The 25,420-nt window shown below is 40.6% G+C and carries 22 protein-coding genes; 12 read left to right on the top strand and 10 right to left on the bottom strand.

Annotated features, from left to right (window positions below):
- Positions 1 to 14 precede the first annotated feature (14 nt).
- The 8 genes from FC093_RS00430 to FC093_RS00465 all read left to right on the top strand — a co-directional run bounded on the left by FC093_RS00430 (position 15) and on the right by FC093_RS00465 (position 11,258).
- The gene (locus FC093_RS00430) at positions 15 to 1,721 is read left to right on the top strand and encodes a hypothetical protein (RefSeq protein ID WP_137259767.1); all 1,707 of its coding nucleotides are present in this window, start codon (positions 15 to 17) and stop codon (positions 1,719 to 1,721) included.
- Entirely contained in the window at positions 1,718 to 2,740 is a 1,023-nt protein-coding gene (locus tag FC093_RS00435; protein WP_137259768.1) for an NADase-type glycan-binding domain-containing protein, read from the top strand. Before FC093_RS00430 ends, FC093_RS00435 begins: the two co-directional genes overlap by 4 nt.
- A gap of 66 nt (positions 2,741 to 2,806) precedes the next feature.
- Complete coding sequence (locus tag FC093_RS00440; protein ID WP_137259769.1) at positions 2,807 to 3,910, top strand: Nif3-like dinuclear metal center hexameric protein; 1,104 nt, start codon at positions 2,807 to 2,809, stop codon at positions 3,908 to 3,910.
- 101 nt (positions 3,911 to 4,011) lie between these two features.
- Positions 4,012 to 4,767, top strand: coding sequence for a zinc ribbon domain-containing protein (locus tag FC093_RS00445; protein ID WP_137259770.1), 756 nt, complete (start codon positions 4,012 to 4,014; stop codon positions 4,765 to 4,767).
- Positions 4,768 to 4,836: 69 nt separating this feature from the next.
- Positions 4,837 to 6,321, top strand: a complete 1,485-nt coding sequence (locus tag FC093_RS00450; protein ID WP_137259771.1) for a tetratricopeptide repeat protein — start codon at positions 4,837 to 4,839, stop codon at positions 6,319 to 6,321.
- Between the two features lie 99 nt (positions 6,322 to 6,420).
- Positions 6,421 to 7,332, top strand: coding sequence for a cysteine synthase A (gene cysK / locus FC093_RS00455; RefSeq protein WP_137259772.1), 912 nt, complete (start codon positions 6,421 to 6,423; stop codon positions 7,330 to 7,332).
- Positions 7,333 to 7,415: 83 nt separating this feature from the next.
- On the top strand, positions 7,416 to 8,369 hold the full coding sequence (trxB, locus tag FC093_RS00460; RefSeq protein WP_137259773.1) for a thioredoxin-disulfide reductase: 954 nt from the start codon (positions 7,416 to 7,418) through the stop codon (positions 8,367 to 8,369).
- 243 nt (positions 8,370 to 8,612) lie between these two features.
- Entirely contained in the window at positions 8,613 to 11,258 is a 2,646-nt protein-coding gene (locus FC093_RS00465; RefSeq protein ID WP_137259774.1) for a zinc-dependent metalloprotease, read from the top strand.
- Positions 11,259 to 11,493: 235 nt separating this feature from the next.
- On the opposite strand, the gene FC093_RS00470 is transcribed toward FC093_RS00465, so the two are convergent.
- The 6 genes from FC093_RS00470 to FC093_RS00490 all read right to left on the bottom strand — a co-directional run bounded on the left by FC093_RS00470 (position 11,494) and on the right by FC093_RS00490 (position 15,541).
- Complete coding sequence (locus FC093_RS00470) at positions 11,494 to 12,717, bottom strand: glycoside hydrolase family 5 protein (RefSeq protein WP_137259775.1); 1,224 nt, start codon at positions 12,715 to 12,717, stop codon at positions 11,494 to 11,496.
- A gap of 71 nt (positions 12,718 to 12,788) precedes the next feature.
- On the bottom strand, positions 12,789 to 14,540 hold the full coding sequence (locus FC093_RS00475) for a glycoside hydrolase family 9 protein (protein ID WP_137259776.1): 1,752 nt from the start codon (positions 14,538 to 14,540) through the stop codon (positions 12,789 to 12,791).
- Positions 14,541 to 14,676: 136 nt separating this feature from the next.
- Positions 14,677 to 14,913: a hypothetical protein gene (locus FC093_RS24440; protein ID WP_206106476.1), complete on the bottom strand. Its 237-nt coding sequence runs from the start codon at positions 14,911 to 14,913 to the stop codon at positions 14,677 to 14,679.
- A gap of 6 nt (positions 14,914 to 14,919) precedes the next feature.
- Positions 14,920 to 15,075 (bottom strand): hypothetical protein, encoded by a 156-nt coding sequence (locus tag FC093_RS24445; RefSeq protein WP_170970942.1) that lies wholly within the window; start codon positions 15,073 to 15,075, stop codon positions 14,920 to 14,922.
- Positions 15,076 to 15,107: 32 nt separating this feature from the next.
- Positions 15,108 to 15,341: a hypothetical protein gene (locus FC093_RS00485; RefSeq protein ID WP_137259777.1), complete on the bottom strand. Its 234-nt coding sequence runs from the start codon at positions 15,339 to 15,341 to the stop codon at positions 15,108 to 15,110.
- Positions 15,338 to 15,541 carry a hypothetical protein gene (locus FC093_RS00490; protein ID WP_137259778.1) on the bottom strand — a complete coding sequence of 68 codons (204 nt, stop codon included), beginning with the start codon at positions 15,539 to 15,541 and terminating at the stop codon, positions 15,338 to 15,340. Before FC093_RS00490 ends, FC093_RS00485 begins: the two co-directional genes overlap by 4 nt.
- Positions 15,542 to 15,972: 431 nt before the next feature.
- Between FC093_RS00490 and FC093_RS23625 the strand changes: the two genes are divergently transcribed.
- Positions 15,973 to 16,137, top strand: coding sequence for a hypothetical protein (locus FC093_RS23625; protein WP_170970943.1), 165 nt, complete (start codon positions 15,973 to 15,975; stop codon positions 16,135 to 16,137).
- A gap of 487 nt (positions 16,138 to 16,624) precedes the next feature.
- On the opposite strand, the gene FC093_RS00495 is transcribed toward FC093_RS23625, so the two are convergent.
- Positions 16,625 to 18,319, bottom strand: coding sequence for a T9SS type A sorting domain-containing protein (locus FC093_RS00495; RefSeq protein WP_137259779.1), 1,695 nt, complete (start codon positions 18,317 to 18,319; stop codon positions 16,625 to 16,627).
- A 49-nt stretch (positions 18,320 to 18,368) separates the two neighbouring features.
- On the bottom strand, positions 18,369 to 19,325 hold the full coding sequence (locus tag FC093_RS00500) for an alpha/beta hydrolase (protein ID WP_137259780.1): 957 nt from the start codon (positions 19,323 to 19,325) through the stop codon (positions 18,369 to 18,371).
- A 992-nt stretch (positions 19,326 to 20,317) separates the two neighbouring features.
- On the opposite strand from FC093_RS00500, the gene FC093_RS00505 reads away from it, so the two are divergent.
- On the top strand, positions 20,318 to 21,265 hold the full coding sequence (locus tag FC093_RS00505) for a D-2-hydroxyacid dehydrogenase (protein ID WP_137259781.1): 948 nt from the start codon (positions 20,318 to 20,320) through the stop codon (positions 21,263 to 21,265).
- 63 nt (positions 21,266 to 21,328) lie between these two features.
- Here the strand turns inward: FC093_RS00505 and FC093_RS00510 are convergent, their stop codons facing one another.
- Entirely contained in the window at positions 21,329 to 22,129 is an 801-nt protein-coding gene (locus FC093_RS00510) for a helix-turn-helix domain-containing protein (protein WP_137259782.1), read from the bottom strand.
- A gap of 306 nt (positions 22,130 to 22,435) precedes the next feature.
- Here FC093_RS00510 and FC093_RS00515 point away from each other — a divergent pair, with 306 nt between their 5' ends.
- Positions 22,436 to 23,299: a hypothetical protein gene (locus tag FC093_RS00515; RefSeq protein ID WP_137259783.1), complete on the top strand. Its 864-nt coding sequence runs from the start codon at positions 22,436 to 22,438 to the stop codon at positions 23,297 to 23,299.
- A 127-nt stretch (positions 23,300 to 23,426) separates the two neighbouring features.
- On the opposite strand, the gene FC093_RS00520 is transcribed toward FC093_RS00515, so the two are convergent.
- Complete coding sequence (locus FC093_RS00520) at positions 23,427 to 24,551, bottom strand: arginase family protein (RefSeq protein ID WP_137259784.1); 1,125 nt, start codon at positions 24,549 to 24,551, stop codon at positions 23,427 to 23,429.
- A gap of 94 nt (positions 24,552 to 24,645) precedes the next feature.
- Between FC093_RS00520 and FC093_RS00525 the strand changes: the two genes are divergently transcribed.
- Positions 24,646 to 25,152 (top strand): DUF2480 family protein, encoded by a 507-nt coding sequence (locus tag FC093_RS00525; protein WP_137259785.1) that lies wholly within the window; start codon positions 24,646 to 24,648, stop codon positions 25,150 to 25,152.
- Positions 25,153 to 25,420: the final 268 nt, after the last annotated feature.

Raw genomic sequence — 25,420 nt, forward strand, 5'->3', positions numbered from 1 at the left:
GAAAATCATTGCACATGCAACCATTGGAACACATAGATGCACAAATAAAGGAAGCTATTTTGGTGAATGGCGGTGACATAGATATTGCCGATTATCCATACATTATTAAAGAAGCAGAGGCACAGGGAATTAGCAGGCCGGAATTGGCGCGCAGAATCCGTAAAGTATATGAATCTATTGACTGGCGACCTTATAATAAAATTGATAAGCTGCTGGAACCCATCATACTCAAAGGCAGCATTACCGGGAAAGAAGCAGATGCAATTGTAACAGCATCGGAGCAGGATTTGCAACGCCCCAAAGTAGAAAATTATATTCTGCAAAACATAAAAAAGAGAGGCTTTTTACCGCGCGAAAAAAATGCGTTTGAATACGACTCCTTCAAAAACCGTTGGATGACGGAGGAAGCATGGCAACGCTACCAACGTGAGAAAACAGCGGTGGAATGGTTAGGCGAAATGGCACATTCGCTGGAAGAAATGGGTGACATTTCTTTGCGTAAACCAGAAGATGCGAGATACTTTTTGCGCAATACCAATTATCTCGTTCCCAGTATAACAATGCTCACGAAGAGTCCTTCCAAAGCAGATGAGTTTTCTAAAATCATAGAGAATGAACCAAACTTAGATAAACGGTATTTGAAAGTGTTGTATCGCTTAAACCGCGAATTACCATTTCGTTTAAACAGTCAGGACTTTGCTACCATTAATACTTTATTTGATAAAACAGCTACCGGTTATGCACTTTTTGTAGCTGCATCTGAACAATATAGCAAAGGTCATATTCACATCTGGCTTAATGAAACAGATGCTATTAATGCAGATAAACTTACAGGAGGTTTTGATTACAACAGCTTTTTAAAGTTCTTGTATAAAATAAATAATACTCATCCTTTTTACATCGGCTCTTTACGTTTTGATTCACCGGAACAATTGGTGCAGCAAGCGCAAACAGATGCTTCTTTATGGAGCAAGATAGCCGAAGCTATAATGGGCGGACAAATACAGGCCTGGCTTATAGGTAGTGGCAGAGAGGAATGGGTATATGCGTATAACAAACAGTCAGCAATAATTAATGGCTATACTATTTATACCGATGCTGAAAAACAGTTGGCTGCTGTGCAGGCGCTGATACAAATTATAGATAAAAATGCACCCGGTCCCATTCTCGTAAGCGACCAGCAAAAAGTAACATTGTTATCTGTTGAAGGCAGCAGAACGGTACATTATACTGTTCATTTACGGCTCGTTAGTGCCGGCTTTACTAAGGCAGATATTTATATTGACAACCCTATTGATGGCATTAGTCTAAACAATCGTTACTTCACTTTCTGGAGTCAAAACGGTGAAACGGATTGTTTACTTACGGTAACGATTGCTGCTTTGCAATTAATTAAAAATAAAACTTACACTACTAATATACACGTAGATACTGCATTTCAAAACCTGGTAATACCGTTGCAGGTAAAAGTGGTTTTTCCGCTTAAAGCTTATTTGATACAGGTTTTGAAATATGCTTTATTTGGTGCCTTGTTTTTTGTGTTAATCAGATATATAACGGGCATTTTGGCAAATCAACCTTCGTGGTTTAATGCTGGTGTAGCAGCAGGTAGTTATTCTTACCTGCCTCAACATTACGTTGCTTATTTTGCAGGATTGGTGCTGCTTGCAGGCGGTTTAATTGGCGCTATCTTTTTAATCAGAAAATGGGAAAAGATATGAAGCATATTATACGTGCCATTATCTTAATGATCATCCTGTTTTTTGTAGCAGAGCATTATCAATACGCACCCAACCTGATGGGCATTATCAGTGTCTTGTTTATCATTGCATTTATTTATTTAATCGCAGGTATTATTGATGTTTTCAGAAGAAGGATGATAGCGCGTAAACAAGTAAACACACCTGTTGAAAATATACCAAAAAATAATTCGGGTTGTTCCTTGTTGCTGTTAGTAATAATTGCTGCTGCATTTGTTTATTATTACAGGGCAACAGTAGGCAGTTACAGCTTCAAAGCAATACTGTTTGTAGATAATTTAGTAAAGCTTACAGATGCAATTTCGCCGCTTATTCTTTGGGGAATACTAGGTTTATTAATTGGTGCTATTTACGGCAGCTTTGTAGCATGGAAAAAGTATAAGCTTCATGTAACGGTGAATCTCATCCCGATAGGGATATTTATATTGTTCGTTACTATTCTTTATAAGGTCAATCATCCGCTCGATTCAGTAACTTTCGCCACTGCACGTAATCTGCAAACGCAATATGCTTACAACCTTGTAACTGCTACAGCATATAATTCACTGCAAGATAAAAATGCCAACTATAAGCCTGCTTTTCTATTAGACAACAACGACAAAACTGCATGGATTACCAACGCAAATGCCGGAACCAATGCGGATATCCGGTTTTCATTCAGCAGCCTTCAGGATTATACAAACAAGCACTTGCAATGTGTGGGCTTTGCCATTAAAAATGGCTACCGTAAATCGCCGCAATTATGGGATAGTTTTGCCCGCGTAAAAGAAGTTTCTATTAAACACAACGGCAGATTGATTACTTCTGTAATACTTAATGATAAGAACAGCGATAAGGAAGAAATAGAAATAGCACCTATTTCCATCAGTTCTTTTGATAACATCAGCATTAGTATCAATACTGTTTATCCTGGAGAAAAATATACTGATCGGGTAGCAGTAACAGAATTAGTTCCTATTGTGCAGTATGATAAGTTTTGACAGTTAGATAATTAATAAATGAGTTTAGGAGAAGCTGCAACGCTTTATTTTTACCTTTACCATCATATGAACATCAGCGAAGTCATTCAAACACTCGAAGCCTATGCACCGCTGCCTTACCAGGAAAGTTATGATAATGCAGGCTTGCTCACCGGAAGCAAAGATTGGAATTGCACCGGCATCCTCTGCACACTCGATGCAACCGAAGCGGTGGTAAATGAAGCTGTAGAAAAAAATTGCAACCTCATTATAGCGCATCACCCAATCATCTTTAGTGGGTTAAAGAAAATCACAGGTAAGAATTATGTAGAAAGAACCGTTATCGCTGCTATCAAAAACAACATTGCCATTTATGCCATTCATACCAATCTCGATAATGTATATAACGGTGTAAGCCGCCGCATGGCTGAAAAGTTGGGTTTGCAAAACTGCAAAGTACTTGATCCCAAGCCCGGCTTATTGAAAAAGTTATATACTTATGTGCCGGTAGATGATGCCGAAAAAGTACGTGCCGTCATTTTTAAAGCGGGTGCCGGCGATATTGGTAATTACGGCGAATGCAGTTTTAACATAGAAGGAATTGGTACTTATAAACCGCAGGAGGGCGCCGACCCATACATTGGCAAAATAGGCAAACGCGCCGAAACAAAAGAGATAAAGCTCGAAATTATTTTTCCCGCGCACCTGCAGCGGCAGGTCATTAGCGCATTGCAGGCCACTCATCCATACGAAGAAGTGGCGTATGATGTGATTACGCTGGCTAATGAATTTCAGCAGGTGGGCAGCGGCATGACAGGTGAATTACCGGAGACAATGAGTGAAACGGACTTTTTGCACCGCATCAGCAAAGTATTCAACCTTCGGTTAATAAAACATACACCTCTGCTTAATAAAAACGTTAAAAAAGTAGCCCTTTGTGGTGGTGCGGGCAATTTCCTTTTGCCTAAAGCCATAGCTGCCGGTGCTGATTTTTATATCACTTCCGATGTAAAATACCACGAGTTTTTTGATGCAGACGGGCGTATTGTATTTGCCGATATTGGTCATTGGGAAAGTGAGCAGTTTACCATTGATTTGCTATTTGACATTTTGCAATCTAAATTTCATAACTTTGCCGTCCTTAAAACCGGCGTGAGAACAAATCCGGTATGTTATTTTTTGTGGAGGTGAGCAGTGAAAAGTGAAAAAGGAAAGGTGAAATACTGGTTTAGCTTTCACTTCTGACGTTTCACCAAATATTACATCTTACAACGTAAATCTTAAATAAAAATATGCCTGCAGTTAAAGAATATTCAGTAGAAGAAAAACTGTCTTCGCTGGTAAAGTTGCAAAAAATAGATTCTAAACTCGATCAGATTCAGATACTTAAGGGAGAATTGCCGATGGAAGTGAGCGACCTTGAAGATGAAATTCAGGGGCTTACCAGCCGCAAAAACCGTATTGAAGAAGAAATTAACGGCATTACCGATTTTATTGAGCAAAAGAAAAATGCCATTAAAGAAGCGGCTGAAATGGTAAGCAAATATGAAAAACAAAGTGAAGCGGTAAAGAACAGTCGTGAGTTTGAAGCCATTAATAAAGAAATAGAAATGCAGCAGTTAGAAGGCAAACTGGCTGAAAAACACATTCGGGATGCAAACGAAGAGCTTGCCGAAAAAGTAAAACAACTGGAACACGCCAATAAGCAAATTGCCAGTAAGGAAACAGTTTTAAATGGTAAAAAGGCGGATCTGGAAAAAATCATTGCTGAAACGGAGAAAGAAGAACAGCAGTACAGCCAATTGGCAACCGATGCCCGCAAAGGCATGGACGATAGATTGCTATATTCTTACGACCGCATCCGCAAAAGCTATCGCAACGGGCTGGCAGTAGTGCCGGTTGACCGCGATGCCTGTGGTGGATGTTACAACGCCATTCCGCCGCAAAAACAAAGCGAAATAAAGCAGCGCAAAAAAGTAATGGTGTGCGAAAACTGCGGACGCATCCTCGTAGATGACGATCTGAACAACAGTGTAGAAATTGCATAAACACACAATATTGTAAATACTTAGAGGAAAGGGCGCTTATTAAGTGCCCTTTTTTAATTTTGCACCGCAATGAAAAAATCGCTGCTCCTATGTTTTATATTAGTCTCACTTTTTGCCCGCGCTGAAAAGGTATATGATTTCAATGTTACCTGTCAGCAGGCTTACCATGATATTACCAGCCTTAAACTCACCAGTGGTCAACAGTTGGTTACTCAGGCAAAGCAGCAAAACAAGGATAATCTCGTGCCCGATTTATTGCAGGGCTATATAGATTTTTTTGTGCTGTTTTTCAACGAAGATCCGGATGAATACCAGGCACGCAGGCCGCAAATGGAAAACCGCATCAGCCGCTTTGAAGAGGGCACAGAGAGCTCTCCCTACTATAACTATTGCCTTGCTGTTGGTTACCTGCAAAAGGCAATGGTGGCTGTTAAATTCAATGAGCGGTTTACAGCTTTTATGGCTTTCCGTAAAGCATTCTCTTACATTAAAGACAATCGCAAAGCCTTTCCCGGCTTTTTGCCCAACACCATGATTTATGCGCCCATGCAGGTGGTTGTAGGTGTAATACCCGATGGCTACAAAGGCATAGCCGGTTTGTTTGGGTTAAAAGGCTCGGTAAAAGAAGGCATGAAACAAATGCAGGGCTTTGTAAACAGCAACGATCCTACAGCAAAATTTTTCTTTAATGAAGCAGCTTTTTATTATTGCTACTTGTTGTTTTACATTCAAAACGAGCCGCAGCAGGCTTTTCAGTTTATTAAACAAAATAAGCTGGATGTGGTAAATAATCACTTATTTGCCTATATGACAGCTAATCTTGCATTGAATAACAAACAAACAGACTACGCTGAAAGCATTATTAGAAACCGTAGCTCGGCAACAGGTTATTTAGAAACGCCGGTATGGGATTATGAGATGGCATTTGTAAAAATTCACCAGTTGCAATTGCCCGAAGCTATCTATTATTTTGAGCGTTTCCTGCACCACTTTAAGGGCAATTTTTATGTAAAAGATGCTTATCAAAAATTGAGTTGGTGTTATTATTTGCATGGCGATATGGCTGCAGCCGAAAACGCGCGTAAGCTGTTGTTGAAAAGAGGCAATACTTTATCGGATGCCGATAAACAAGCCAACCGCGAAGCTAAAAGCGGCGAATATCCGAATGTAACTTTGCTAAAAGCAAGACTTTTGAATGATGGTGGCTATAATACTGCCGCGTTGAATATATTGGCAGGAAAAACAATTAAGGACTTTGCTAAGCCGGAAGAAAAATTAGAATTTAACTATCGCTTGGCACGCATATATGATGAGTTGGGCAGAGATAGTGATGCGATACAGGCTTACAATGCTACCATCAAAATGGGCGAAAACAGTAAAGAATACTACGCTGCCAGGGCGGCATGGCAAACTGGTATTTTGTACGAGCAGGCTGGCAGAAGAGAAATGGCCATTAGTTATTACCAAAAATGCCTTAGCATGAAAGACCATGACTATAAAGATGCGATAGACCAAAAGGCAAAAGCAGGCATTGCCCGCTGCAAAGGGCAGTAGCTTTGTTCACAAATAGCAATGAACTATCTTTGACAAATTTTGTTGCCAAAACAAACAACATCTTTTTACCACATAATACAATAAGCAATTACAAAAAACATGAAAGCACAAAATATATTGGAGACTATTGGCAATACGCCACATGTGCGTGTTAATAAGCTTTTTCCGTCTAACATAGAGGTATGGACAAAGCTGGAAAGAGCTAACCCCGGTGGCAGCATTAAGGACCGTATAGCGCTGGCGATGGTAGAAGATGCCGAGCAAAAAGGTATATTGAAGGAGGGCGGTGTTATCATAGAGCCAACATCGGGCAATACCGGCATTGGGCTGGCATTGGTAGCGGCTGTAAAAGGCTATAAGCTGATTTTGGTGATGCCCGAAAGCATGAGCGTGGAAAGAAGAAAGCTGATGAGCGCGTATGGTGCCACATTCGAGCTGACACCGCGTGAAAAGGGCATGAAAGGCGCCATAGAAAGAGCGCATGAATTGGAAAAAGAGTTGCTAAACGCATGGATACCGCAGCAGTTTGATAATCCCGCTAATATAGAAGTGCACGCGCGTACTACTGCGCAGGAAATCCTTAACGATTTTCCCGAAGGTTTTGATTACTTCATTACCGGCGTAGGCACCGGCGGCCATATTACAGCAGTAGGTAAAGTTTTAAAACAACATTTTCCCAATATAAAGGTATTTGCCGTAGAGCCTGAATTGTCACCCGTAATCAGCGGCGGCGCACCGGGTCCACATCCTATTCAAGGGCTGGGTGCCGGCTTTATACCTGCCAATCTCGACACCTCGGTGCTCGATGGGGTGATACTGGTAAATAAGGAAGAATCTGTTGAATATGCACAGCGCGCAGCAAGGGAGGAGGGGGTTTTTGGCGGTATTTCCAGCGGGGCTACATTGGCTGCACTTGCCAAAAAATTGCCCGACATACCAGCCGGTAGCCGGGTATTATTGTTTAATTACGATACCGGCGAAAGGTATTTGAGTATAGAAGGATTATATTAATTAAGTGAAAGATGAGATGTGAGAAGTCAAATAAATTCAATATCTCACATTCACCATTCACTATTCACTATTCACAAGTTTCAATGGAAAACACAGCAACAGAAAGAGTTCACTGTTTGATTATAGGCTCTGGCCCTGCCGGCTACACGGCTGCTATTTATGCAGCGCGTGCCAACCTGAAGCCTGTTTTATACCAGGGCATTCAGCCGGGCGGGCAATTAACTATTACTACCGAAGTTGAAAATTATCCCGGTTATCCCGAAGGTATTCAGGGGCCGGAGATGATGATTCATTTTGAAGCACAGGCAAAACGCATGGGTGCCGACATCCGCTATGGACTGGCTACCAAAGTTGACTTTAGCGGCGAAGTACATCGGGTAGAAATAGACGAACATAAATGGATAGAAGCCGATACGGTCATTATTTCCACCGGCGCTTCTGCCAAGTGGTTGAATATCGAAAGCGAGCAGCGCCTCAATGGTTATGGTGTAAGTGCCTGCGCTGTATGCGATGGCTTTTTCTTTCGCGGTAAAGAAGTAGCTATTGTTGGTGCGGGCGATACTGCCTGCGAAGAAGCTATTTACTTATCAAAGCTCGCTACCGCCGTGCACATGATTGTACGTAAAGGAGAGCATGGGATGCGCGCCTCCAAAGTAATGCAGGATCGTGTGAAAAGCACACCCAACATTAAAATTTACTGGAACAGCGAAACCGATGAAGTATTGGGCGATAAGAAAGTAGAAGGCGTACGTATTAAAAACACCCAGTCGGGTGAATTGCAAACCATTCCGGTGAGCGCGTTCTTTGTGGCTATTGGCCATCACCCTAACAGCGATATTTTCAAAGGCATTATTGATATGGATGAGGCAGGTTATATCACAACTATTCCTGGTACTTCCAAAACCAATATAGAAGGCGTATTTGCTGCCGGTGATGTGCAGGATAAAATTTACCGGCAGGCTGTTACTGCAGCAGGCAGCGGTTGTATGGCTGCATTGGATGCCGAACGGTATTTGAGCGAAAAGGGGATTGTATAAGGCTACATTTTTGTAAAAAATACTACTGTTTAAACAGGCTTTCCGTTGCCGTATAACAAGGGCAACAGAAAGCCTGTTTGTTCTTTATTTACCGTTCATCATTTTTTTAGCGCACATATATTTTTCATACAAAAAATAAGTACTTTCCCTTTACTTTTATTAAGTGCCCGAAAAAGCATTTTATTATTTTATTCTGTTATTCCTTCAATCACCTTATTATTCAAAAAACCATAAACAGTTGCTATGAAAAAATCAGTGTATTTTTTTGCTGTAGTGCTTTTGCTGAGCGGCAGCGTGCAGGCGCAGAAGAAGAAAGATAAAGACAATGCAAAAGCAAAACTGGATAGCATTGCTGCTATTGCTTCCAGCAAAGAGCCGGAAAAAAAAGCTTCGATTGCTGATAAAATAAAGAGCAGCCGTAAGTATGCGGGCCTGTTTACACTGTATCAGGATACCGTTACAGGCAGTGTGCAAATGTACATTACCAAAGACCAGTTGGGTAAAGATTTCATTTATCAAAGCTTCTCGATGGGCGGGCCTACGCAGTTGTTTCTTAATCAAAACATGATTAGAACCAATTTTGCTTTTAAAATTAAAAAGTCGTTCGACAAGCTGGAGTTTTCAGAAGAAAATACCAATTTTTACTACGACGCCAACAATGCGGTGAGCAAAGCCGCTAATGTGGATGTAGCAGCCGCCGTATTTTATGCCGATAAGATTGCAGCGCAGGACAGCGCCGGCTATCTGGTACCGGTAGATGGCTTGTTGCTGGGTGATAAACTGGACCCTGTAAAGCCGGTGCTTCCACCCACTATACCACCGGGTATGGTGTTCAATCTGGGCAGTTTAAACAGTTCCAAATCGAAGTATGATTCCCTACGCTCGTTCCCCGAAAATACGGATATACTGGTAAGTCTTGCTTACGACAACCCGGCACCGTTTAATACCGGTGAAAAGGACATTACCGATGCCCGCTATGTGCGTGTGCGTATGCAACACTCCTTTTTAGCGGTGCCGCAAAACGATTTCCGTGCCCGCCGCGACGACCCGCGTGTAGGCTATTTTGGTGCTGAAGTAGATGACCTTACTTCTACTTCTTACACACCCTATAAAGATTTTATCAGTCGCTGGTATTTAAAGAAAAAGGATGAAAGCGCCGCATTAAGTGAACCGGTAGAACCCATTGTTTTCTGGATAGAAAATACTACACCTGTAGAGCTTCGCCCCATTATAAAAGCTGCCGGCGAAAAATGGAATGAAGCTTTTGAAAAAGCAGGCTTTAAAAACGCGGTGGTGATGAAAGAAATGCCTGATACAGCTACCTGGGATCCGGCAGATGTACGGTATAATGTTATCCGCTGGGTGTCTTCGCCTTATCCTTCCTATGGCGCTATCGGACCGAGCTTTTTTAATCCGCTCACCGGGCAAATTCTGGGTGCCGATATTACCATTGAATGGCAAACCGGTGCAGGCATTGCACGGCAGCAGCCTCTTTATGAGGACGCAGCCAGTTACCAGTCTTTAACCCAAAAACTACAAGCAGCAGCAGAAAAGCAACAGGTAGCGCAGGCATTATTTGGCAAAAACCACCTTGCAGCATGTACGCTGGCCAACGAACTGGCAATGCAGTATCAGTCGGGCATTTCGGCTGTTGAAACAATGTATGACGATGCAACGAATGAGCAAAAAGCAGCCGCCATCAACAAAATGCATGAGCAGTTCTTGTACTATTTAGTGCTGCACGAAATGGGGCATACATTGGGCTTAAATCACAACATGAAAGCCTCGCAGATGCTAAGTCCGGCACAGTTGAATGATACAGCACTTACACATACCATTGGCTTGCAGGGTTCGGTAATGGACTATCCGGCAGTAAATGTAAGCCTCGATAAGAGCAAACAGGGCGATTTTTATACCATTAAAACAGGACCTTACGACTGGTGGGCAATCGAGTATGGCTACACGCCATTTACTACTGCCAGCGAAGAAGCCGGGTTGAAAAAAATACTAAGCCGCAGCACCGACCCGCAACTCGTATTTGGTAACGATGCCGATGACATGCGCTCGCCGGGCAATGGTATAGACCCGCGTGTAATGATTAATGATTTAAGCAACGATATGGCAGTTTATGCCGAAGACCGCTTTAAGCTGGTGAATACCATTATGCCAAAGCTGAAACAGAAATTTGCCAAACCCGACCAGAGCTACCAGGAATTACGCGGGCGTTATGGCACATTGCTGAATCAACGCTACAGCATGGCTTCTGCCCTCACGCGTTACATTGGCGGCGTGTATGTGGACCGGAGTTTTCCTGGTCAGAATGCTACTGTAAAGCCATTTACGCCAGTACCCGAAGATTACCAGAAAAAAGCACTGGCTTTATTAAGCAAATACATTTATGCCCCGGATGCTTTCAACGCTGACTCAGCTTTGTATCCATACCTGCAAATACAGCGTCGCAGCTATGATTTCTTTGGCAATACCGAAGATTTTAAACCACAAAATGCAGTAAGAATGCTGCAGGAAAGCACGCTCGATTTCTTCCTGCATCCAACTACGCTTAAACGCATCAGCAACAGTAGCCTGTATGGCAATACGTACAGCCTTGCCGAAGTAATGAGCGATTTGACCAAAGCCGTTTTTAGTGCTGATTTAGGAACTAATGTAAACCTGTACCGCCAAAATCTGCAAACGTTGTATGTAGATGATTTAAGTGATATTGTAAAAGACACGCGCTATTACGATTATGTTTCCAAAGCAGCAGCATTAGCCTCTTTAAAAAAGATAAAGTCTATGATGACTACTGCGGTAAGTACCAACGAGCAAACCAAAGCGCATCGTGGTAACATTGTTTTTATGATAGATAAAGCATTGGACACAAGTAAATAAAAGAAAGTGTTGTTTACATAAAAGGGGTTTGCACTGACTAAGTGCAAACCCCTTTCGCTATATATTGATGCACTATTTCTGGCACCTTTTTAGAGCACGAAAATGCAAAGTAAAGAAGTTATGCAACACAGTATTAAGTACAAAAAGTTGTGAAGTAGAAAGGGCTCAGAAGTTACTTCATTTGTCCTTGTGCTGTTTAATGTTCTTGTATCCAGGCAGTTTAAAAGAGTGTATTTTACTCCACTTTAAACCCTAACGCTTTTATATATCCTTCGTTTGGTTTACAATTTTTAAATTGGCAATTAATAAGAAAATCATTTAATGCCTGTTGTATAGCTGCTCTATCTTTTGGCTGTGCCTGTCTTATTTTTTCAAAAGAACTCCTGTCTTTTTTTGTATAAGCTATTACAGAATCATACATAGCCGGTTCTTCAAAAGTTACAATACAGCGTGTATTATCCAACTTTTTATACGGCCAAAAATGCCAGCCGATATTTTCCTTTTCCAATACTACTCTAAAAGAATCAATCCAGCCATCCGTATTTTCACCGGTTTCACCAATGTATATCGGTACATTGTATGTATCTCTGAAATCGAGGTATTGTTGTATTATTGCCTTAGTGGGTGCAGTCCAGTATTTATGAAAAGTATATACTGCTTTATCATCGAAAGGCTGATTAAATGGATTGAAATTGGAATCCCACTGCGCACCGCCTAAAAACAAAATATGATTTTTATCTACCTGCCTGATGGCGTTTGCAATTCTTTTATATAGCGGCTCTAATAACGGATTGAAATGTGCTGAATCGAAATAAGTAGCAATGGGTTCGTTCAATAAATCATATCCTATAATAATAGGTTCGTTGCTGTAATGTGCCGCAATTCTTTGCCATATACTAATAGCCTGGTTTTGGCTTGCAGTATCGTCAAACAGAAAAGGATAACCATAGCTATCATCAATGTTATCGCCGGTTTGTCCGCCCGGTGCAGCGTGCATATCCAATATAAGATAGATGTTTTCGGCACGGCACCATTCTACCAAACTATCCAATAGTTGAAAGCCATGGTTCTCATTCATAGCGCCCATATAATTTTCGTTCGTAAACAATCGATAATTAAACGGTACGCGTAGCGAATTCATACCTAAGGAACGGAGATAATGAATGTCTTCTTTCGTTACATATACATTCAAATAGCGCTTCCAGAAATCAGCCGTTGCCCCAGGACCAATCAGCTCATTAAAAGCTTCGCTGATAAGCCTTGGTGAGTTGGTATTGGTAAAGCCAAACATATATCCTTCGGGTACCAGCCAGTTACCAAGGTTAGTGCCTTTGATAAGAAAGGGCTGACCGTTTGGGTCCAGAATATTTTTGCCTGAAGTACTAAAAAACCTGCTTTTTTGAGCAGATGAAGCAATGCAGAAAGCGCAAAGTAAAATAACAGATAACAGTATTTTCATAAGGCAATTGTAAGTGATTGTAAAGTAGTTTTAAAATCACTTACAAACAAAATTATAGCAGTAATAAACAACTAATCGTATTTTACTTTTTGCTGCAAGGCTTCTATAGCATTGGCAAGATATACAAGTGGCGCATTCCAGTTGATAGCAATTTCGTTGCTGGCATACGAGCAATCGACATCCAGATAAGTAGTTTCAGGTTCAAAGTGCTGGTAGCCGCTGCAGTTATCTTGCCTGCCGGGATTGGGGCCGCCAGCCAGTAAGCCGCGTACCGGTTCTTCCACCTCATCTGCCACCGAAGGACGATGATGCGGGTGCATGGTGCTGTGCGAACCAATGCCGGTGAGAAAACAATAGCCGGTAGCATTTCTGCCAAGAAGATAATCGAGATTACTTAATGCGCCGTTGATATACTTTTTATCTTTTGTAATAAAGTAAGCATTGATGAGTGCAATGCCCTGATTGGCTGCATTGGAATTGCTGCCCCAGTTAAAGTCTTTTACCGAGCCGCCCATTACGGTTTTAAAAGCATTACTATCCTTTTTCTGAAGTAAATCATTGGCGAATGTAACAACCTGCTTTCCTATTTTTTCTACATCTGCCAGATGCTTAGCCGGCTTTGTTCTGACCAATGTATAAACACCCAATGCATACACATTGTTCCATGATGGAAGCGTAAGTGTATGTTGAGCCGTATTAATAATCGTTTGCCAATACTGTTCATCTTGTGTGGTTGCATACAACTCGCAGGCCGCCCAAAACCATTCATCCTTAAAACTGTTATCGCCATAAGCACCGGTGGTAACAGCAGGCTTGTACAGCTTATTGTTGGCATCCTGGTTATATATTGCGTCAGGATGTTTCATAGCCCACTGCCATGCTTTTTGCGAAGCTTTTAAACAGCTATCGGCAAGCCCAGGCAACTGTTGCTTATAGCGCTGTACAATGCGTGCCGCCTGCGCCGTAACGGCTGCAAAATCGAGCGTGGCGGCAGTGCTTTTTTGCACCACATAGCGCGGCAGTTTGGTAACACCGGGCATTACCATACCATCGAAGGCAGCGTTGGTACATTTGTGATATACGCCACCATCGTTAGGGTCTTGCATCGTAAGCATCCAACGCAGATTGTAAACAGCTTCATTCAATATATCCGGTACTTTATCCCTGCTTTCAGGAATGTTAGTATTTAATGTATCGAAGTAGGCAGAAAAATCTTCATCTGCCGATAATAAGGTGCCCATCGTAATGCCACTGTTAACAATATACTTGTTGTAATCGCCGGCATCGTACCAGCCACCCGGCGTTGATATAAGAGTGCCTTGGGGGCGCGCTGTTGAAGCGGCTGAAGAATGTACCAATACAGCAGTATCTGGGTGACCAGCCGGGCGATGCCATTTGCCTGCATATTGCTCCTCCAGCGGTATATTGGAACGGATATAATAAAAGCCTTTCAAAGCAGCTTTAGCGGCTGCACCATTAGCATTATTGCTAATGGTGAAAGTATATGAATTACCAACATTTGGAATGTAGAGGTAATAATTGCCCTTTTTATAAAGCTCACTGAAATCAGCAATACGCGTAGTAGTGGATGAATTGTGCGACTGCAATGACTGGCTTAAAGTGTCTTTGTAAGCCGTATCGTTTTTAGCTTTATTAATTATATAAAACACATTGGCAGTTGTATTGCCTTTTACAACAGCAATTTTAGATGCATGAGGATAAAAGCCAAGTTGGTTGAGTACAATGCTGTCGGAAGTAGTTTGAGCTAACAGAGACGTAGAGGTAATTAAAAAAATGATTATTACTAAGGTTTGTTTTTTCATATGCTGATAAATTTAAATTTCTCCGGTTTTAATAACAGTATCTACTCTTTTTATTATTTCCATACACGCCCTTGCATTGTGATAAGGACATTTACAAAAACCGGCTTTGTCTTCGCCGGGCATAACATTGTATGCATCATCTACAATACAGGTTGGCATACGCCTCTATGATATGCAGGTGCGTATTCATTGCTTTGCTGGCATTCGCATCTTTGGTACTTAACCGTACATCTTCGAGTGGCTGCCAGTTACGGGCAAATGCATCAAGACGCGCTACAAGGCAGTATTTATCATTGAATTTAATAGCGCCGGTATTCATTACTGCATTAATGCCAAAGCGTTCTATAAGAAAAGGGTTGGTTTCACAATTCAAATCGTACTACCAGGTAAGCGGTGCATGTTGCGCTGTAAGCACCGGATATTTATAACGGGCATATACACCATTACTTTCTTCTGCAACTTCATTCTCGCGATGTACTATTTCGTTATATTGTTTTTCTAATGTTTCCAAACGTTTAAAAAATAAATCTTTCATACAACTTGTTTATTTGTTTGTTTATGACGAGCTTAATCTTCGAGTTTATTCCACCAGGTTTTTTTAAGTATAAAAATGATAACTGCTAATATAATGATAACAATGAGTAAAGGTATTTGCAGCCACAATACAATATACATGGGCAACAGGGTGAGGCAACATTTTGCAATAATGCCCGGCATTACATTAAACATATCCAATCCAAATCTTTTGTTGGGTTGAAAGGCAGAATTTTCCGCTACGACTAACTCGTGTATTGGCTTCAAGAAACCCAGGGACGAACCGTTATATAAAACTTTTTAAGTATTTCAATATTCGTAGGCGGTGCGGCATAAGTGCCCGCAATGCAGTCCTGAGTAGCGGCGTTTATTACCATTAATAAAACAAAGCCATTAGCAACCAATAACTGCTTTGCTGCAGGATTGAACTTTTTGCTAAGCAGGCTTTTTATAATAAGGTGTTTCATATTGCATACAATTGTATGATAAAAGTAAAAGGCAGGAGCCGAGCAATAATGTTTCAAAACACAAAATTTTCTGTGCGGGACATTCATACACTCCTGTTCTTCTCCAACATTGCTATGAGCAGTATTGCTATTTGCAACAGTACTTTTGATTGTTTACAGTGGCGCAAACAGGTATAAAAGCTAATAACCTACTTGGCTTTAAAACACACACTAAAATTATATGAGAAGCACATTCTTCATCAATACTTTCTTAGCATATATTTAGATTGTTTTTAGCGTTGCTCTCTTATAAGGTTTTATTGCTAATATGTTTTAAATGTGAGAATTAAGTATATAGGGTCATATAAATAAATGAGGAGCAGATCTTCGTTACACATTGTAAACAATATTATTTTAGCTGAATAATACTAAGCTATATACCTGCCAGCCTTATGCGGGAGATTATTCCGCTTACGCAGAATAATTGTTTTACCATTTTTTCAAGGGTAAAAAACCACTTCGACTTTCCATTGCATATACACGAAGAGTTTGAGCAGAATTTTATTGCTAATGCAAAAAATACCAAACGAACCATCGGTGACATATTGCCGAGATAGACAACTTGGAATTGGTGTTAGTGGGTCCCAACATACAGTACGGATGGCTTACATACAAATGCGAATGTGGCAATATTAATGAAATCACTATTTAGTTTCATAAAGACCTTTTGATGATAAATTTCTTCGTCGCAACCAGATGAGTTTCATACGGACTATGTTTGACAAGTCGGTGCGTGGTATTTTATTTTCGCAGCTAACGATAGAAGCTATCAAGCCAAGAATTGAAGAATTGACGAGGAAACATGGGTTCAATTGAGTTATGCTATAGAAGCTGCAAGTCTCCGGCTACAAACTGAGAGCAGAAAACATGGTATGCTACTCAATTGAAATAATATGGGATGCGGAAACATAGAAGTCTCAAAGAGCATAACCTGCCGACAGACATATTTGCGGTTTAAATATTTACTCTAAAAACTTCTAAAACAAACAAGCACAACTTAGCAAAAAGTTGCGCTTGTTTATAAATAGTATATATATTCTTACTTTATTCCTTTACGATCCGTTTTGTTACGGTGCTGGTGCCGCTTTGGAGTGTTATGTAATATATACCGGCAGGCAGCTTAGCTACATTGGTAGTATAGCTACCCTTTTCGGTGGCTGCTATATTAGTTGCCAATACTACTTTACCATCTTCGCTCAACACTTTCAGCAACAATTTTGCATTGGCGGGGCTGCTATAGCTTACCGTCATGTTGCTTTGCACAGGGTTGGGCGCTACATTCATAGATAAAGAAGTGATAGCAGTGGTATGCGGTGCTGCGGCTCTGTTGGTACTGGTTAACTGCGTTGATTTTGAACCGGTACGGTTAGCAGAACTGGCGCTTAAGCGCAACAGCCATATGTCATTGCCGCCAAAAGTGTCCAAAGTTTTATCACCCGAAACAGGTGAATTGGAAGTACCGCCCAAAATATATTCGTTTGCACCAATCTGCTTTACGGCTGTCAGTTTATCGTTACCGGTGCCGCCATAGGTTTTATTCCATTGCACATTGCCAAGTTTGTCTACTTTTACTATCCAGTAGTCATAACCGCCCACAGAGGCTTCTGATTTAGTAAAACCAACATTGGAGTTGGAGTATCCGCCAAGCAGGAAGCCACCATCAGTTGTAGCAGCCACCGACTGCATATAATCGCCCAGATCGCCGCCAATGGTTTTATCCCATTTTTTATTTCCCATGCTATCTGTTCTTACAATCCAGTAATCACTGAAACCAAAGCTGGATTGTGATTTCTCGAAAGAAGCCGGAGAGGTAGAGTAACCGCCAAATAAGTAGCCGCTGTCACTTAAACCCGGAGCTATACAGGTAAGGTAGTCGCCGGTATAGCCACCATAACTTTTCTCCCAAATCTGCTTACCAAGTGCATCAGTGCGGGATACCCAATAGTCGCACACACCACGCTGGAAAGATGTTTTAAAGCCCTTTATAGGTGAGTAGCTGTAACCTGCATAAGTGCGCCTGTCTGAGGCGCTTACATGCATACAAGTCATAAACTCGTCGTTGGTAGAGCCATAGGCCTGCGAATTGGTTACCCTGCTATTCATCTTATTAATTTGCGCTACCCAAAAGTCCGGGCTATTTTCGGAGCCGTAGTTAGGACTTCTTTTATCGCCGTCCTTATCGGAATAAGATATACCACCGGCCAAATAACGGGTACTTGTTTCTCCGAGGCAGGAGAGTTTATCGGTATAGTTGGCACCCACTGTTTTTTGCCATTTCAAATTGCCGTTCTTATCTAGCTTTATTACCCAATAATCATAGCTTTGATTGTGTATGCTATCGGTTTTATTGCCTGATGCCGGCGAAATGGTACTGCCACCAATGAGAAAGCCAAGATCACGGGTTTGAATAACGGCTGCTGCCTCATCTACATCGGTTCCGCCATAGGTTCTGTCCCACTGCTTATTGCCGTTACTGTCTAGTTTTACTATCCAAAAGTCGTAGGTGTTGTTGTAAGAGGCGCTTGATTTACTAGCAGATACATCGGACTTCGAGTAGCCGGCTACAATAAAGCCCTTATCGTATGTTACCTGCATGTCGGTAAGTACATCATCGCCACTACCGCCCAATGCCATTTGCCATTTTATGGAGGGTGTCTGTGCAATAGCTTTATTGACTGTAGCTGCCAGTACAAACGTTACACACGATAAACAAAATATTTTAACTGCAGTTCTATACATATAGTGTGTTTTATTCTTTTTCTTAAATAAACTGATTAGTTGATTTTAATTATTGACAGCTTGGTATGTAATACGTTAGATATTTGCTATATGGTTGGTTAGCCATTATGGCTCTGAAGAAACAGCCAATATTTTGAGAGCAAAACAAATCGTCGTAAGCAGGATGTACACCTAATGGATTGAAATGATATACACAAGGTGCACCGGCTGCAATTGTTTCATTGTAAACGCCGATACCCGCCAGATATTCAGGATAGTTGGAGCACTGCTGAAAATGCCCCGAGCCATCTGGTAGATTTTTATCCATTCCACCTTTAAATAAAATAGTTGGCTTAACCGACTTTTTTGTTATTAATCCCAGGTCGGGCATGCCGCCCCACATAGGAGCAATAGCTTTTACATTATACTTATAAGGCAACTTATTGCCGGATGTTTGCAGGCTTCCCAGTGCATTATAGCAATAAGAATAATAAATCTGAGCAATAGAATCATTGATATATGTATCGAAAAGCGTAAGTGTACCGCCGGCACTGGTACCCGATACAAAGATGTTGGAAGTATCCAGGTAATAGCTATCCGCATTGGCATATAAAAAACGCATCGAAGCATTCAGGTCTTGCATTGCCCGGTAAATAGCCATCATCAGGCTAGCGGTATCTGCATTACATTCTGTACGGGTACGATCAACCTGATAACCGGTACGATAGTCAATAGCCACACATGCAAAGCCCTGCTTTCGCAGCATATCGCAATCGCTGGCTACATCAGCACGTGTACCGCCCGTAAAACCGCCGCCATGGCAATATACAACTACCGGATATTTTTGCTTAGATGTGGCTTCAGGCGGATAATAAATATCCAGCAATAAGCTATCCACGCGTTTATTTTTCCAGTTGCGCAAGCCGGTAGCGTATTTTACACCGCTTGTTATATCCAGCTTTACCTGGGCCCTGGGTGAGAAATACATACAACAGATACAAAGAAGAACGAGTAACTTAGATTTCATAAGTGTATGATTAAATACTATTTGTGTGTTAATGACTAAATGAAAATAAATAAGTGAATACAATTGGTTTTATTAGTTCAGGGCTTTAGTACCGGGTTATACAACGTAAATTATAGAATGGTTTTAACCTGAGCGAAAATCAGCTAAAGTCTGTTATTCTTTAGTCTTATATGTTAGAATTAAAGTATTAGGTCATATTCTTTCTGAGCATCACCATAAATTAATTTTGTTTTATCGCTTATTAAAGGCAGCATATTGGGTTGCATTTATTTCAATAGTATAATAAAATTCACTATGAGGCCAAAATAATGCCATAACGAGCTTAAAAAAAAATTTAAATATGAACTTCTCGCGGCACAATTATACTACTAAGCTAAATGTGAACTCCTTAATTACACATTAAAATTTATAATGGTATTTATTTGCCTTTATCGGCGATACCTGCCTCCTTAGTTGAAAGTTAGGATAATAAGTCCATTTTGGGAAAATAATTTTGTAAAACAGCCTAACTGTGCCGGTTTTGTGCGCCTTTTATTTTGCACCACTAAAGATATTCCAGTACTTTTTAGATTGCTTATTCTATTTACCATCGTGCCACAATTTCCTTTTGCTTCAAACACCTCATCGAACAACTTTATAATACGTTTAAAAATATTTTAAGTTGCTTTTTATTCAATGATAAATTGTTACCTGCTGCTTATTTTGTCATTCTACCTGCTAATGTATAATATATATGCCCATATCCATGAACATTGCACAAGCATCATTTTAGTAATAGTGGCGTAATCTGTGATGAAGAGCAATCAAAATAGCTGTCAGTAATGATCAACTAAGTGGTATCAAACTCTGCTGGTTTTAAAATAAGCTCCTGGTAGTGATTTGCAGTTTAGTACAACAGATTCTTCGTTTTATCAGAAATAATAAAAACTCTTATTACTATAACACTCACAAATACTAAAGCATTAACCTGTACTTTTATCAAAACTCACTCAATGAATATTGTAGTAATAGATGGCTATACTTTAAATCCTGGCGATTTAAGCTGGAAAGGAATAGAGCAATATGGCAAATTAACCGTATATGAAAGAACACCTGTTGCTGATGTTGTTGCAAGATGTACTCATGCAGACATTGTTTTGACCAACAAAGTACCATTTGATAAAAATGCCATTGATCACCTGCCCCGATTAAAACTGATTAGTGTAACGGCTACGGGTTATAACATTATTGATGTAGCAGCAGCAAGTGAGAAAGGCATAATGGTTTGTAATGTTCCTGCTTACGGCACTGCATCTGTAGCGCAACACACTTTTGCTTTAATACTGGAGCTAACCAATCATACCGGTACGCATGCCCATTCTGTTGCACAAGGTGAATGGGAAACCTGCAAAGACTTTGCTTATACCAAAACACCATTGATGGAACTTGCTGGCAAAACATTAGGTATTGTAGGCTTTGGCAACATAGGCAGGCAGGTTGCACATATCGCATCTGCATTTGGGATGCAGGTAATCTATAACAGTGCTTCCAGAAAAGATACAGCGATTGCGCAATATGCGGATTTAAAAACGTTATTTGCAGAAAGCGATATAGTTTCGCTGCATTGCCCTTTAAGGCCGGATAATTACCACTTTGTTAATCAATCCTTATTGCAGCTCATGAAACCTTCCGCTTTTTTGATTAATACCGCCAGGGGGCAGTTAATCAACGAGCAAGACCTTGCCAATTCTTTGAATAATGGTATTATTGCAGGTGCAGGATTAGATGTATTATCAGCAGAACCACCTCCGTCCAGCAATCCATTATTAAAAGCAAAAAGTTGCACCATTACGCCACACATTGCATGGATAACTAAAGAAGCAAGAGAGCGGATAATGGATACTACGATAAAGAATATTGCAGCGTTTTTGAAAGGAAAAGTGGTGAATAGGGTGAACTAACGACTTTTATCCCAACATCCGGTGTACTGTAGAACGAGTGAATACAGGAATAAGGAATAGCTATTACAGCAAGCCTACCAGCCTCGCATAGGTAATCATTCCCGTGGTATCTGTGCAATTAGTTTTTTGCAATAAATGCCTGCGGTGTGTATCAATAGTGTTTGAGCTGATAAACAACTGCTTTGCAATTTCCTTACTACTCTTGCCCGCGGCTAAATAATTCAATATAACTTTTTCCTGTTTAGATAAAGGTGGTACAGGGTCTAAAGTGTTCTTGTCAAAATCAAAGTTCCACCATTGCACATCATTAGGCGCTGTAATAATAAGGTTGGCGGTTTTTTCTTTTTTTAAATAGGTGATGTCATGTATATAGCTTAACATTAATATCGGATATCCATTACTGTCAGCCTCAATGCATACTGTTTGCTGCAGGAAATGCATATATTCTCCATTACCGTTTTTGTATAGGGAATCCAGGTTTGAAACCATTTTATTTAAATCAGGCTTGTTTGCAAGTAAATATTCAAATGCTTTTTGTTGTATAATAAGCCCTGCTGTAAGATAATGTGGATGAATATTAGACATATAAAAATCTGCCCCGTTCTCTGCCAGGAGTAATGAGGAATCATGTCCTGATACATTTCTTTTATCTACTGCATATACAAAGCGGTTGCCAGGCACATTCAAAATTAACACCTGCACACAGCTTTGAGCAGATACCTGTTCAAGAAAAGGGATAAGTACTTTCCATTTCTCCTGATACAGCAGGGCATCCCTTTCTTCAGGTTTAAACTGGTTCCAATAGTGCTGTACCTTCTCAATATCATTATAGATGGAACTGTAGGGGAAGGACTGAATGGGCATAGAGGGGATTTGTAGGCTATGTAAATGTACTCAAATTGAGTAATTCTAAAAATACCCAAATTGAGTATTTCAAAGCTAACGAGCTATAATTACTTTTATTGTAAAGAAGCGAGAGCCCTTATTGATAATAGATGTCAATCCTATTCCCATAGAATAATATTGACTAGTACTTTTAAATCTTGCAAGCGCAGTTCATTTAAAAATAGCCCTGTACAAAAGTAATACCTGTAAACACCGCTGCATTCTACAAAATGCTGCATCTGTTCCTGCTCTGTCCTTCAATTAAAAACAACAAAACTACCCCATATGAAAAAGTTATGCCACTTGTTGTCTGCAGTAATTTATCTTGTTATTCTTGCAAATAAAGGAGAAGCCCAATTTTTTAAATTCGAGGCTCCAAATACTAAATCATCTGCTATTGCAGCACCACATACAACATCAGTAAACAGATTGTCAACTGCTGGTACGTTCTACCGGGAGAATGCTTTTGGCAACAGGGAGAAATCTAAAGAAGCCGCGCCTAAATATTACAGTTCGCAGTACAAAGAGGCAAGCGTGCTTCTGATAGATAAAGTACAACAACTCAGCAGTAAAAACGATTCTTTAATGAATAGGGTTCTTCAATTGCAGGATTCCCTTTATTCAATCGTTACTCAGTTAAAAGAGCCGCACAGCAATAATGATGTAAAGCCAGCTATGGACACTAATACTTCTAATAAAAATGTCATTAAATTTCTTAACAACATGCCGGTAGCGTACAGATCATCTGAAGGAGCAAAGAATGTTAGGCTGAACAATATTAATATTCAGGTAATACGAGACTTTATAAATAACTATAAAGAAGCAAACAACGAAGCCTGGTATAGTACGGGTGATGCTTTCGTAGCAAAATTCAGCATCGGCAGGGTAAGCACTACTGTTACTTACAAGAAAAATGGCGAGTGGCTGTACACCATAAAAAACTACTTTGAAAATGATATGACCAAGGAATTGAGAACACTGGTAAAAAGCAGTTACTACGATTATCAAATTGTCAAAATTGAAGAAATAGAAGTACCCCGTAAAGAAAGAAGCATCTTTCTCATATATGTACAAGACACAAAAAAAATAATAATACTAAGAGTATATGACGGTGAAATGGAAGTTTTACATAATTATACAAGAGGCTGATTTCCAGATGCGGCTCTTTTAATTCAGGCACTTCGCCAAGGTGTATTTCCATGAGCCTCTAAAGAGCAGAAAGGTAAATCAAAGCTAAATTGATTTGCCTAAAAATATACACTTATTATTATCCACTTTACACCCGCTCCATCATCCTCAACCATCTTTCAGGAATATCATTCCTGCAGGCGGTTAGGTAATCTTCATACGTACATGCCGCATACGAGCCATCGGGCATTTGCATCCACCAACGGCCGGTTTTTTTGCTTTGCAGAAAAGCAGTATCCATCTCGGCAAATGCCATGTGAAACTCATTAAAATGATGCGACTCTTCAAAGGGGGCTTCTTGCTTGCTCTTGTAAATGCCATCCATCAAGTACCAAAGCATGTGACTGATTTGCTTGGCAGTCAACTGGTGCACATCCAGCCGCGGTTGATAGCCATAAATACCAATACTGCTTACATTATGACTCATACCGGCGTACTGCATCAGTGTACAGGCCTCTTCACCATTAAAGCCGTTGGGCGTAAGTATGTTGGCAGGCGCCGCTGCGTGTTGCAAAGCAGCTATATCAAAGCTTACCATGTGGCTATTACGGATGGGAGGCTCCATTTCTTCCAGCCTTTCCTTTACCCTGCCTACGCGGTAGCAATCAAAACGCAATCGGTCTATGGTTTCCAGCATGTGCGGGTGTACAAAATAACTTTGAAAACCAATATGATTGTAATGCCGTATAAAGTTGGGCGAGGTAGTGAGCATGGGCAGCAAAAAATTATCTGCCGGCAGCACACTGTCACCATCAAGGTCTATGCGCGCGTCTATGCAGGTAGCTTCTATAATTTGTTGCTGACTAGCGTAAGCGTTGTATTGTGCCACTGTTACATCGTGCGAGCCGCCAATAATTACTACACGCTTATCCTGTTGCAGCAGTTCTTTGGTTACCGTTTCTACAGCAGCATACGTGTCTTTGAGCGTAGCACCGGCACGTACATTACCAATATCAACCACCTGCACCTCTTTGTGCCAATGGTACAGGCTGTAAAAAGCTTTGCGCACTGCGTCGGGCGCATTGAGGTTGTTAGATCCAAGCCCGGCGCCACGCATTTCGCCACAGCCTACCAGTACTATATCCGCCTGCGATATGTCTGGAAAATGTTCTTCATACAAATCAATATGTTGTCCTATCTGCGTTTGTTTATACGCTTCATCGTCCGAAATCTCGTATCGGTTTACCGGCTCTAAAAAGTCTATCAGCGACATAGTGCGTTTTTATTAACAACAAACATACGCAGCACGCCACCACATTTTATTAAATGTGGATTAGCTTTGTAGTCCAATAAAATTTATTCTATTCATGGAAACAATGATTAAAAATAAAGTAGCAGAGAGCGGCATTGTGACTATTGATCTCGAAGATTTTTATCCTAAAGGCGACATCGTGTTGTTTGATATTAAAGATTATCTTTTTATGGGTTTAATATTAAAAGAAAAGGATTTTCGCCTGGCACTGCAAAATGTGGAAATAGAAAACTATCGCGATAAATATGTAGCTGTTACCTGTACAGCAGATGCCATTATTCCAATGTGGGCGTACATGCTCATCGCCAGTACTTTACAGCCGGTGGCAAAAGATGTGGTGTATGGTAATGAACAAGCTTTAATCAACACCATCATTATAAAAAATCTTACCCGCATGAATGGTGAAGAATATGCTGATAAACGCGTGGTTGTAAAAGGTTGCGGTGATGTGGAGATACCCGAAACCGCATATCTGCAAATCACGAATGTTCTTCGTCCTTATGTCAAAAGTATTATGTACGGCGAGCCTTGCAGCACGGTGCCTATTTATAAGAAAAGATAGATTATTGGATTATATTTTTTGAAAGCAGAACGAAGGTTCTGCTTTTCGTTTATGGTAAAATAATTCCTTCTTTATAGATAGTTCAGGTGGCGTTTGGTAAAAGTTATTCTCGTACATTTTATACACAGAAAAAATTTCTACCGGAGCTTTATTATACACTCTATGCTGCAAATTATGTTTGGCTGTTTATTCCTTACTGCTGCATCATTTTTTACACACAACAGCTATCATTACTTCCAATTCTTGCACAACAATTGCAAAAGATTTG

Source organism: Ilyomonas limi (assembly GCF_005233845.1).
Taxonomy (GTDB): Bacteria; Bacteroidota; Bacteroidia; order Chitinophagales; family Chitinophagaceae; genus Ilyomonas; species Ilyomonas limi.

Excerpts from the sequence above, each read along its gene's own strand:
- FC093_RS00430 (WP_137259767.1), top strand. The coding sequence starts at position 15 with ATGCAACCATTGGAACACATAGATGCACAAATAAAGGAAGCTATTTTG.
- FC093_RS00435 (WP_137259768.1), top strand. The coding sequence starts at position 1,718 with ATGAAGCATATTATACGTGCCATTATCTTAATGATCATCCTGTTTTTT.
- FC093_RS00440 (WP_137259769.1), top strand. The coding sequence starts at position 2,807 with ATGAACATCAGCGAAGTCATTCAAACACTCGAAGCCTATGCACCGCTG.
- FC093_RS00445 (WP_137259770.1), top strand. The coding sequence starts at position 4,012 with ATGCCTGCAGTTAAAGAATATTCAGTAGAAGAAAAACTGTCTTCGCTG.
- FC093_RS00450 (WP_137259771.1), top strand. The coding sequence starts at position 4,837 with ATGAAAAAATCGCTGCTCCTATGTTTTATATTAGTCTCACTTTTTGCC.
- cysK (WP_137259772.1), top strand. The coding sequence starts at position 6,421 with ATGAAAGCACAAAATATATTGGAGACTATTGGCAATACGCCACATGTG.
- trxB (WP_137259773.1), top strand. The coding sequence starts at position 7,416 with ATGGAAAACACAGCAACAGAAAGAGTTCACTGTTTGATTATAGGCTCT.
- FC093_RS00465 (WP_137259774.1), top strand. The coding sequence starts at position 8,613 with ATGAAAAAATCAGTGTATTTTTTTGCTGTAGTGCTTTTGCTGAGCGGC.
- FC093_RS00470 (WP_137259775.1), bottom strand. The coding sequence starts at position 12,717 with ATGAAAATACTGTTATCTGTTATTTTACTTTGCGCTTTCTGCATTGCT.
- FC093_RS00475 (WP_137259776.1), bottom strand. The coding sequence starts at position 14,540 with ATGAAAAAACAAACCTTAGTAATAATCATTTTTTTAATTACCTCTACG.
- FC093_RS24445 (WP_170970942.1), bottom strand. The coding sequence starts at position 15,075 with ATGAAAGATTTATTTTTTAAACGTTTGGAAACATTAGAAAAACAATAT.
- FC093_RS00490 (WP_137259778.1), bottom strand. The coding sequence starts at position 15,541 with ATGAAACACCTTATTATAAAAAGCCTGCTTAGCAAAAAGTTCAATCCT.
- FC093_RS23625 (WP_170970943.1), top strand. The coding sequence starts at position 15,973 with ATGCGGGAGATTATTCCGCTTACGCAGAATAATTGTTTTACCATTTTT.
- FC093_RS00495 (WP_137259779.1), bottom strand. The coding sequence starts at position 18,319 with ATGTATAGAACTGCAGTTAAAATATTTTGTTTATCGTGTGTAACGTTT.
- FC093_RS00500 (WP_137259780.1), bottom strand. The coding sequence starts at position 19,325 with ATGAAATCTAAGTTACTCGTTCTTCTTTGTATCTGTTGTATGTATTTC.
- FC093_RS00505 (WP_137259781.1), top strand. The coding sequence starts at position 20,318 with ATGAATATTGTAGTAATAGATGGCTATACTTTAAATCCTGGCGATTTA.
- FC093_RS00510 (WP_137259782.1), bottom strand. The coding sequence starts at position 22,129 with ATGCCCATTCAGTCCTTCCCCTACAGTTCCATCTATAATGATATTGAG.
- FC093_RS00515 (WP_137259783.1), top strand. The coding sequence starts at position 22,436 with ATGAAAAAGTTATGCCACTTGTTGTCTGCAGTAATTTATCTTGTTATT.
- FC093_RS00520 (WP_137259784.1), bottom strand. The coding sequence starts at position 24,551 with ATGTCGCTGATAGACTTTTTAGAGCCGGTAAACCGATACGAGATTTCG.
- FC093_RS00525 (WP_137259785.1), top strand. The coding sequence starts at position 24,646 with ATGGAAACAATGATTAAAAATAAAGTAGCAGAGAGCGGCATTGTGACT.